This window comes from Aerococcus sp. HMSC23C02, from assembly GCF_001806805.1.
GTDB classification, from domain to species: domain Bacteria; phylum Bacillota; class Bacilli; order Lactobacillales; family Aerococcaceae; genus Aerococcus; species Aerococcus sanguinicola.
In genome coordinates, this window is the sequence record NZ_KV786044.1 from 33,902 (window position 1) to 45,119 (window position 11,218).

Consider the following 11,218-nt stretch of genomic DNA (forward strand, 5'->3'; position numbering starts at 1 on the left):
ATTAATTTATAATTTAGATTTTTTTAAAAATAAAAAACACTTTAGTGGAAATTTTGTTCTAAAAATGATGGTATGAACATTTTCTGGGACAAATTAGTAAGCTAGGAGGATATGTATGGAGAAGAATTATCGTTATGCGATTCGCAAAACGACGCTCGGTGTAGGGAGTGTTGCGATCGCAGCTTTTTTAGCTGGCCAAGTCCAAAGCGTCCAAGCCGCTGAAGGACAACCAATTGAACTCACCAGCCCCCTACTGGCTCCGGTGAACGAAGGGAGCCAAGCTGGACCAAAAGTTTTAACCCTTGTCGAGGATGCAAGTGAAACTCATAAAGCTGATAGTAGCCAACCCGCAAGTGAAACAGCTAATATAGCTTTAGAAGTTAGCCCAAACCAACCCGTTGAAGCTGTGGCAGTCCCTTATGCTGCAGAAGGTGCAGCGGTCAACTATGCTATGCCAGGAGAAGGCGGGACAGAAGGTAGCGTGCCGACATCTACTTCTGGCCTACCAGCGGATACAGTGAATACACCGATTGTACCTGCCAGTACCACTAATCCAGATAATATCAATTATTCTACCAATGAGAAGAATATTAGTGAGGGTAAGGGCTACCGACAATCTGAATTGGCCAATAATGGGATCTCACACTTCTCTGCGGCATCAAGCGCTAAGACGGAAGGGGTTAGTCATGTCGTTATTAACCCTAATGCAGACAAGGATACAGACCAGAGAACTTATGGAATTGATATCTCTATCGATCGCAATGATTCCCAACGAACCTATAACCATCTTTCTATAACGGATAGTGTAAGAAACCCACCTGTAGAGGCTGGAACTAAAAAGAATCCTCGTCTTGTTGAGTATGAAAATATAAATTCACTTACGACAATTGGCAATAAAGCTGTTGATTTCAAACCGAGCACAAAGGTAGTTTTGGTAAAGGACAAGCAACAGACTAGCCTAAATTCTCAATTAAATGAAACAGATTTACAGCATATTAATAATCATGCCAATAAGGAAACAACAATCTCTTTTAGAGATAAATATACGACTGATAATCCTTATGATAAATTGTTAGAAGGGAGAAACTTTGCAGTCACTTTTGGTGTCAACCCTTATCCAAATGAAAATGCCAACCTATCTCTTATCAAGGTAGCAGGTGACACCAATGTTAAGCGAGTGGCAGTTAAGGAAGGCTATGTCAAAACCGGTGCTCGGATTGATAACTTAGACCCAGCAGACTATGACCGGGTAGTCGGTCAAGTCTACCATCCGGATGGCTCCGTTGTGAAAGAAGCCAATGCTTTTATTGTTACCCCAACTAACATCCAAGAACTTCAGAGCAAACTAGGTAATGATATCCAGTTAGGTCAGATCATCTTCGCTATGCCTAAGGGTGCTCTGGAAGATCCTAATTCCATCTTCAATACCAATAAATTTAAAGGCATCCAAAGTTTACAAGCTCGTTTCTTCGCCCGTCCAAGAACTACTGAAGAATTCCAAGAAGTTGTCAATCTGAACAATATGAGAGAAACTGGCGTTGAAACGATAGAGGACTATAAACAAGCCGTTGCGGAAGGCTGGGATTATTCACCATATAAGTACGTCAAAACCGGTGCAGGCATTCAAACCATTAAGCATAACGGCAAGGATGTCGAAATCGACAAGCAAGGTATCGCCCGTTATGACAATTACAACGACCTAGGTCATATCACGATCAACCTTGATGATACAAGATATTACGAGCAAAAGTTCGATAAGAAACTTGAACATAAGGACGATAAGCTCACCGAAATTAAACCTGGCGAAGCCAAAATCATGGTGATAGATGATCAGAATATTAATCCAGATACCGAGCCTAATCGCAAAACTGGTAAGGAGATGATAAAGGCGGACGAACAAGGCTTCGCTGATGGTGTCATTGATCCAGATTTCATCAAAAAAGCAGAAGCTGAAGGTTGGGAGATTACGACCAATCCCAATGATATCTCTCAATTTACAGTTAAAGCGCCAAAAGGAGCCAAGGCTGGAGAGTTCATTGCTATTCCAATTACCTATACTTATACTAATGGTTCAACAGACCTCCACTGGTTCCATTTTGTCGTTCAAGATTCGGATAATAACCGGCCGGAATACCATGCGGAGGTAGGTTATCAGGGAGATGTCTTAAAGAACAAACCTGAAATACCTAAAAATGATAAAAAACGCCGACCGCTATCCTTTGAATTGGCTCAGCCAGTTTATAAAGATGAACAAGGCATTCCATTGCCAGCCGGGCAATATAAAGATAAGCAAGGCAATATCCAAACACTCCAGCCAGGGCAATATGTAGATAGTGCTGGGAATGTCTGGTCAAATGTTCAAATCGATTCAACGTCAGGGGTAGTAACTGCGATGGTACCGGAAGATGTTGAGATTATAGGTGGCGAAAACCTATATGTTAACGTCAGAGCTAATTATGGAACAGATGAAGTTACAAATGAACCTATTACAGAAGAAGTCAAAGCCCAATTTATCGCCCGTCCGAAATACAAGACAACCGTTACCGATACCGATGACAAATTGATTCCTTATGAAACTAAAGAAGAATATGATGAAACTCTGCCTGCAGGAACCATCCAAGTGGTGACTCCAGGTAAGGCTGGCAAGGAACGGACCATCTTCGAACAGGACGTCATCAACGGGCAAAAAGGTCTGGTTGACCCTGCCACTGGCCAATTTACAGCAGGCGACCAACTTTTCCGCAAACGGACCGAAACCGTCGAAGAAAAGCAAGACCGTTTAGTCAAGGTTGGGGTTAAACCGGTTGAAGAAACTGTGGCGATCCCTCGACCTGTTGAAATCGAAGTAGATCCAAATATGGAACCAACTGCTGAACCGGTTGTGGTTGAGGAAGGCCAAGACGGCGTAGTGACTGTGAAGACGACCAGAGACCCACAAACAGGTGCGGTTAATATCACTAAGGCCACCACAACACCAGCTCAACCTAAGAAAGTCAAAGTTGGCACCAAGACTACCGGCACGGTTGTCGATACCGATGAAATCCCATTCAAGTACACGGTGGAATTCGATCCGAATTTCTATAAGAACTATCCTGATGCGACCGAAAACTACAAGGTCGTGATCCCAGGACAAGCGGGTTCTAACAAGAAGACCTGGACCATCGAGAACTCCAAGGTCGTGGGCGAACCGGTCGTTGAAACGGTAGCCCCAGTCAATGCGCTGATCAAGGTGGGACAAAAAGACTACACGGGCAGCTTTGAAACGGTGGACAAGGATCCGATTCCATTTGAAACGGAATACATTGTCGACAATACCCTTGAACCCGGTAAAGAAGTGGTTGAAAACCCAGGAGCTCTAGGTGAGAAGACCACCACAACTACCCACACCATCCAGAATGGTCAGGTGACGGCTTCGACACCAGGACAAAGTGTCCAAAGCAAAGATCCGGTCAAACGTGTTGTTCGCATTGGGGCTAAGTCTAACGGTAGCTACCAAGTGACCGAGCCAATTCCATTCCAAGTGGAAGTGAAGACTGACCCATCACTTAAGAAGGGCGAATACAAGGTCGCAAATCCTGGTAAGCCAGGCAGTCAGACCAAGACCCTGACCATCGAAAACTCCCAAGTAACTGCTACTTCTGAACCTACTATCAATGAACAAGCAAGCAATGCGGTTGTTTTAGTGGGTGACCAAGACTTTACCGGCGAAGTTAGCCACGATGTCACTGAAAAAGTGCCATTCCCAGTCAAGGTCGTTGAAGACCCAACCCTAGACAAGGGCACCTACCATGTGGACCAAGAAGGGGTTCCAGGGTCTAAGACCACGACTTATACACAAGCCATCAAGAATGGGGCAACGGATGGCGCCCTGACTTCAACTGTCAAAGCGGAAAGCGCCCCTCAAGAACACATTATTCGTGTCGGCACCAAGCCTTTAACTGGCTCTACCACTGTGACGACCACCAGCCAAAAACCATTCGACGTGGAAATCGAATACGACGCGACGAAGCCAGCTGGTACGGTCGAAGTTGTGCCAAATACAGGGGTCCCAGGTGAAGAAAGCAAGACCACCCCAGTGACTGCTGCAGATGGCACGGTCACTCCAGGCACCACGACTACAACTGAAACCAAGGCGCCTGTCAATAAGAAGATTATTGTGGGGACCCAAGGCTATAACGGCGAATTCAGCCACGAATACACCAATGTCCTGCCTTTTGAAACCGAAGTTGAAGTGGACCCAAGTCTGGCTCCAAATGCAGTGGTTGAAGTTCAAAAAGGCCAGTTAGGCGAAACGACTACCACGGTAAGCCAAACTATTACCAATGGCCTTCCTGGTGAAAAAGTGGTTTCTGATCCGGTTCAAACCAAGGCGCCAGTCAACCGCAAGATCAAGGTGGGGGCGAAGACAGAAGGTATCCATACTTACACCGAAGAACTGCCATTTAGCTACACGGTAGAATACGACCCAGCTATCCAAGCCGGCAAGTATGAAATCGTGACTCCAGGTGCAGTCGGTTCCCGGACAACCGAATGGCCAATTACCAACTCTGTGGTCGGCCAAGGCAAGGTGACCCAAGAAACGCCTGCGTCCAACGCTTTAATCAAGGTCGGCAACAAGGACTTCACCGGCCAAGTTTCCCATACCGAAACCGTTCCGGTACCGAATACGGTGGAAATCCGCTACAATCCGAACGTCAAAGCCGGAGAAACCAAGGTCCTTGAAGCAGGTAAGCCAGGTTCCGTTGACGTGACATACAGTCAAGCCATCAAGAATGGCCAAGCGGCAGGGGACTTAGTGAAGACCGAAGCCAACCGCGTGGCCCCAGTTAACCGAGTTATCGAAGTCGGCACCCAGCCAGTATCTGGCACCGAAACCCCAATCCAACAAAATGTTCCAGTTGAAGTTGAATTTGTCTATGATAATACCAAGGACAAGGGCTTTGTTGAAGCCGGTCAGGTCACTCCTGGCAAGACGGAAAGCAAGGTGGTTTCCAAGGTAGTCGACGGCCAAGTGGTCAACACGGTTGAAAATATCGTGACTCCAGCCAAACAACAAATCATCGTCGGGACCAAGGACTATACGGGCGAATTCAAACATACCGAACAAAGTATTGCCCCATATCGAACTATCTACAAGTTGGATCCGACGCTTAAGCATGGACAAGAAGTCGTGGATCAAGAAGGTCAATTTGGCCTAATTCAACGTCAAGTTACGCAAGACTTCGTCAATGGCAAGCTTGGTGAGAAGACTTATGGTCCGACCGAAGAAGTGATGACACCGCAAGACCGAATTGTCCGCATTGGTTCAATGACTGACGGCACTCACACTTCTACAGAAGAAATCCCATTTGCGGTCAAGGTTGAAGTTGATCCAAGCTTGCCTAAGGGTGACTACCAAGTGGTCACACCAGGTGAACCAGGGACTAAGGAAACCACTGTGAAGATCGAAAACTCTCAAGTGGTGGGCACAGCTTCTAGCAAGGTCATTAAAGAACCTGTTACCCAAGTCATCAAGGTGGGCGACCAAGACTTCACGGGCGAAGTGTCCCATAATGTCACGGAAACCCTCCCATTCAAGGTGGAAATCCAAGAAGATCCAAATCTCCCACTCTTCGAAATTCAAGAAGTTCAAAAGGGTGAAAATGGATCTAAGACTACCAAGTATAGCCAAGCCATTAAGAATGGGGCAGCTGATGGTCAGCTGAAGGCGGAAGAAATTGCCCGCACCGAACCGAAGACCCATATCATCAAGGTCGGTACCAAGGCACCGGAAAATGCTGAAACGAGAGTCAAGGAAGTTCCTGCTGAGATTGAATACGTTTACGACAATACCAAGGACAAGGGCGTCGTTGAGAAAGGAGCCTACACTCCTGGCAAGCTTGAAACTAAGATTAAGAACGTCTTTAACCCTCAGACTGGCCAAATCGAAACCACAACCGAAGAAGTGCTGACCCCAGCCAAACAAGTCATTGTGGTGGGCACCAAGGACTACAGCGGTGAATTCAAACATACCGAACAAAGCTTGGCACCATTTAAGACCGAATATAAACTTGACCCAAGCCTGAAAGCTGGCGAAGAAGTGGTTGAACGAGAAGGTAAAGTCGGTTTAATCGAACGTGATGTCAGCCAGAAATACGTCAATGGCACACTGGCAGACAAGGTCTTCGGTGAGACTCGAGAAGTGATCGCTCCTGAAAATCGGATCGTCCGCATCGGTGCTAAGACTGATGGCAGCCATACGTCTACAGAAGAAATTCCATTTGATGTGAAGGTTGAAGTCGATCCTACTTTAACTAAGGGTGAGTACCGAGTGGTGACGCCAGGTCAACCAGGGACCAAGGAAACGACTGTCTCCATTGAAAATTCTCAAATTGTTGGCGAACCCGTGTCCAAAGTTACGAAAGAACCTGTTGCCCAAGTCATTAAGGTCGGCAAGCAAGACTTTACCGGTCAAGTGAAGCACACGGAACGCTTCGAAGTGCCATACAAGGTTGAAGTCCGTGAGAATCCAAATCTTAAGGCTGGTGAGACCAAGCTCATCCAACAAGGTCAGCCAGGTTCCTATGATGTGACCTACACCCAAGCCATTAAGAATGGTCAGGCCGATGGTGAATTAGCTAAAGCCATTACCAAGCCAGTCCAACCGAAAGCCCATATCATTGAAGTAGGGACCAAACCAGTGGCAGGCAACAGCCATGAAAGTCACAAGGATGTCCCTGTCGAAACCATCTTTGAATATGATCCAAGTCTGGACAAGGGCAAGGTAGAAAATGTCCAAGTCGTTCCGGGCCATGTGACGACCCAAATTGTCAACAAGGTAGTCGATGGCAAGGTCGTGACGGAAGAAGTGCCAGTGGTGACCCCAGCCAAGCATATCGTTAAGGTAGGGACCAAGGGCTATGAGGGTCAATTCAGCCATGAAAGCTTCCTTGAGACGCCTTTTGCGACGGAAGTGATTTACGACGACCAGCTCGATTCAGGCAAGGTCGAAGAAGTCCAAGCCGGTCAGCCAGGCCAAGTCAAAGAGACCGTGACTCAAGCCATTATTAACGGCGTTCTCCAAGACAAGAAAATCAACCAGGAAGTCCTCCGCGAACCACAAAAGCGGATCATCCGCGTCGGCATCAAGCAATTGATCAAGGAGGTACCAGTTGAGAAGATTGTGGAAATCGTCAAGGAAGTCCCAGTCGAAAAAGTCGTTGAAGTGGTTAAGGAAGTTCCCGTTGAGGTTATTAAGGAAGTTCCGGTCGAAGTGATCAAAGAAGTCCCAGTGGAAATCATCAAGGACTGCCCAGGTATTGAAGTGGTTTACAACAAAGACCTCAAGCCTGGCCAAGTCAAGGTGGTCGACCCTGGTGAAAAACGGATCACGGAAACCCGCGACGGTAAGACTATCGTCAAGCAAGAAGGACGCAAGATGATAGTTGAAGTCGGCTGCGGCAAGACGGAAAACCCAACTTCTGATTCGAATGGCGGCAAGCTAGATCCTCAAGGGCCAAAAGATCCAGAAGATGGCAACAAGCAGCCGGAAGGACCGAAAGATCCACAAGGCGACAAGGACCAATCGAAAGATCCGCAAGATCCACAAGGCGGTAAAGATCAGTCTAAGGACCCTCAAAATCCACAAGGCGACAAGGACCAGTCTAAGGACCCTCAAAATCCACAGGGTGGCAAGGAACAGTCTAAGGATCCTCAAAATCCACAAGGCAATAAGGACCAGTCTAAAGATCCGAAAGAGCCAGAATCAGGTCATAAAGATCCTCAAAACGATGGCAAAGATCCTCAAAACTCAGATAAGGATAAATTACCGTCCAAGGATCCAGAAACTGCTGACCATGACAAACTGAAGGACAAGGATCATTCCATTCCTGAAAATCCCAAACCAGGTCACAAAGATCCAAGTTCTGTAGAGAAAGTTCCTTCATCCGAAGAAACACGTCAAAACACCAAGCCCGAAGCAGTCAAGCTCAACGCAGACCAAGTGACAGTCCTGACAGCAGCAGATCCAGCAGTTGGACAAGCCGAGGCCTATACGCCATTGACTCAATTGCCAGCGACTGGGTCAGAGGATAGCGCCAGCCGCTTCCACCCTGCCGTACTGACCCTGATGCTTGGACTAGGGCTTGTGGCTTTCTCTACTAAGAAGAAAAAAGCTTAATCGGTTGAAGAATTAAGTGAGACTCGATTTTAGCGGCTAAATTTGCTGATCAAAGACAAATTAGAGCGCATCAAGATCATCTTGGTGCGCTTTTTTGTGGGTCAGGTCGCCTGGCTAAGTTTTGGGGCTAAAACATGTTATTCTAGGCTTAATAATAGAGAAAGGAGAGTTGCTTATGGATTTGAATGAGCGTTTGAAGTCAGTGGCGGAACGCTTTGAGGGGCATCTCGACCGCCATCCGGATTGGACTTGGGAGGATGTGCTGGCTTGTTTAGAGGGCAGGGAAGACCTTGTAGAGAGCCTCCTTGCTATGGAAGAGACGGGCGGTGAACCGGATTTGATCGCCTGCGAACCTTTTAGGCGGGCCTTTTTTGCGGATATGAGTCCGGAGAGTCCGGAAGGCCGGCGGAGTGTCTGTTATGACCGGGAGGCACGCTTGGGGCGGAAGAAGTTTCCACCTGAGACGAGTGTCGAGGAGATGTGCCAGGACATGGGGACCTGCTTGATGCCAATCGATATGTATATGACCTTGCAATTTCTAAAACCCTTTGACTTAAAGACTTCTTCTTGGCTGAAGACGACAGAACCCGTGCGTGAATTAGGCGGCGCCTTTTTTGGAGATAACCGCTATGGTCAGACTTTTCTTTACCATAGTGGGGCAGAGGCCTATTACAAATCGCGGGGCTTCCGCTCTTATTTTGTCATGCCTGATCGTGATAAGGAGGAGAAAAATTAATGACAACACATGAACTACTCGCAGCCTTAAAAGCAAAAAAATGGGTCAACCTGACCCATGAAGTGACCGAAGACATGGCCATCTACCAGGCCTTCAACCCCTTAGAAGAGCGGGTGCTGACGACCTTGGAGGAGACGGGGTCAGACAACCGGGAATACACCCTGGGAACTTCCCACGGGACCCACATTGACGCGCCGGCCCACTTCATGGCGGGCGGCCGGATCATGGCGGACATTCCTCAGAAGGAGCGCTACCTGCCCCTCTATGTCCTCCACCTGGAAGATAAGGTCGCAGCCGAGCCAGGTTATGCGGTGACAGTGGACGATATCAAGGCCTTCGAAGACCGCTATGGCGATATTCCGGCCGGGGCCTTTGTTGCCTTCTCTTCTGGCTGGTACAAGCGGATTTATTCCCAGGAAGCCTTCACCAATACCGATGCGGAGGGAGTCGAAGTGACGCCGGGCTGGTCTGTGGCAGCTTTGGAATACTTGAGCCGCGACCGGCAAGTCACCGCCATTGGGCACGAAACTTTGAATACTGATGCCGGCCCTGAAGCCGCCGCTGCCGGTGACCTGGTTGCCCAGCGCTTCTGGCTCAATGAAAACAAGTTTCAAGTCGAAGTCATGGCCAACTTGGACCAAGTCCCTGCAGTGGGCGGTGTGATTATGATCAATGCCCCTCATATCAAGGACGCCGTCGCCTTCCCAGCCGAAGTCATTGCGGTCCTGGATGAGGAAGCCTAGCTTGAAGGATTCTAATTAAATCTATGGAAAAAACCAGCAGAAGAGTGGCTCTGCTGGTTTTCTCGTTGTTGTCTCGCGGTTACTTTTGATCTCGTGATCTCTTTTTGTGGCGTCTACTTGTAGAAGGGGGCGAACTTTCAAATGGCGGCCTAGTTTGTGACTAGGCGGTGGCGCACTTTCAAAGGAGGCCTCCGTTAGCAGGTAGGGCTGTGTCAACTCGCAAACGGAACGCTGCTTAGCAAGTAGGGTCGCGCCAACTTTCAAATGAGGCTCTGCTTAGCAAGTAGCGTTGCGCCAACTTTCAAACGAAGCTCCAATTAGCAAGTCGAATCGCACCAAGTTGTGAACAGGGCCAGCATTAGCAAGTCGCCCCTGCTAGGCAAGCTGTCTTCTCTCTTCCCATAATGAAAACAAGCTAGCGAGGCTCTCGCTAGCTTGTTCATCCTTATTTTATGTTTTTATCATGGATTTTGCCGTATTTTACTTGGACTCAGTTTAGTTATCCACATTCAGACCTTGTGAGTGTGGGTTGCTTGTGTTTAACCCACACTCCCGACGTTTGTTTGAAGCTTGGTCGCGATCAATCCACACTGCCGAGATCTGATTGTGGGTTAGTCGTCTTCAATCCACACTCCCGATGTTTAGTTGAGGATTGCTTACTGCTAACCCACACTCCTGGTGTTTGATTGTGGGTTGAGAAGCCAGCCCTCACACCCTTTGTAGTCGGGTTCGACTTGACAGGCTTGGAGTGATTTCACAATTAAGAAACGCGCGAATGCTTCACTCTTATTCTTAATTGCTCCAATCATCCAAGCCTAAGCGCCAAGTCTCACACCCTAGTCGGGCTCGCAAGAGCAGACTTGAAGTGATTTCAGCTCATCAAAACGTCTGACTGGCGTCAGCCTTTTTTGATGTGCCTCCAATCATTCAAGTCTACCCGCTCTTGCTCACACCCTTTGTTTTTCGATGCCTTCTTTTAGGCAGTTTTCTAGGATGATGATGAATTCGTTGGCGATGGGGTTTAGGGTGTGGGTGTCGTTGGTGAGGTAGCCGATTTCGATCTCTTCGTTGGAGTCGAGGGGAATGGCGATGATGTCTTCGCCGTTGAGGTTGGCGTTGATGATGCCTGAGGAGATGGTGTAGCCGTTGAGGCCGATCATGAGGTTGAAGATGGTGGCCCGGTCGCTGACGACGATGGATTGTTTGACTTCTTGGTCTGCGTGGACTTCTTCCCAGAAGTAGAAGGAGTTGTGCTTGCCCTGGTCGAAGTTGAGCCGGGGGTAGGGGGCCAGGTCGTCGAAGGTCAGGCGGTCTTTGTCGGCTAGGGGGTGGCCCTTGTAGGTGAAGATATGGGGTTTGGCTGTGACCAGGGGGGTGAAGCTGAGGTGCTTGTCGGAGAGGACCCGGTCGATGATCTGCCGGTTGTAGTGGCTGCGGTAGATGACGCCCAGTTCGCTCCGCAATTGGTAGACTTCTTCGATCACCTCATAGGTTCGGAGTTCTTTAACCGAGGCTTGGAAGGCCTTGTCCTGGTGACGTTTGAGCAGGCGGGAGAAGGCTTCGACGACGAAGGCATAGTGG

4 protein-coding genes are annotated in these 11,218 nt (G+C 48.2%); 3 read left to right on the top strand and 1 reads right to left on the bottom strand.

Annotated features, from left to right (window positions below; all coding sequences use genetic code 11):
* Positions 1 to 115 precede the first annotated feature (115 nt).
* From HMPREF3090_RS04420 to HMPREF3090_RS04430, 3 genes are all read left to right on the top strand, one after another.
* A complete protein-coding gene (locus HMPREF3090_RS04420; protein WP_070486044.1) occupies positions 116 to 8,158 on the top strand; it encodes a G5 domain-containing protein in 8,043 nt (2,680 codons plus the stop codon).
* Positions 8,159 to 8,333: 175 nt separating this feature from the next.
* Entirely contained in the window at positions 8,334 to 8,894 is a 561-nt protein-coding gene (locus HMPREF3090_RS04425; protein WP_067972624.1) for a DUF4256 domain-containing protein, read from the top strand.
* A complete protein-coding gene (locus tag HMPREF3090_RS04430; RefSeq protein WP_067972622.1) occupies positions 8,894 to 9,637 on the top strand; it encodes a cyclase family protein in 744 nt (247 codons plus the stop codon). The genes HMPREF3090_RS04425 and HMPREF3090_RS04430 overlap by 1 nt, the downstream gene beginning before the upstream one ends.
* 947 nt (positions 9,638 to 10,584) lie before the next feature.
* On the opposite strand, the gene HMPREF3090_RS04435 is transcribed toward HMPREF3090_RS04430, so the two are convergent.
* A partial coding sequence (locus HMPREF3090_RS04435; RefSeq protein WP_246818690.1) for a LysR family transcriptional regulator substrate-binding protein occupies positions 10,585 to 11,218 on the bottom strand: 634 nt, incomplete at its 5' end.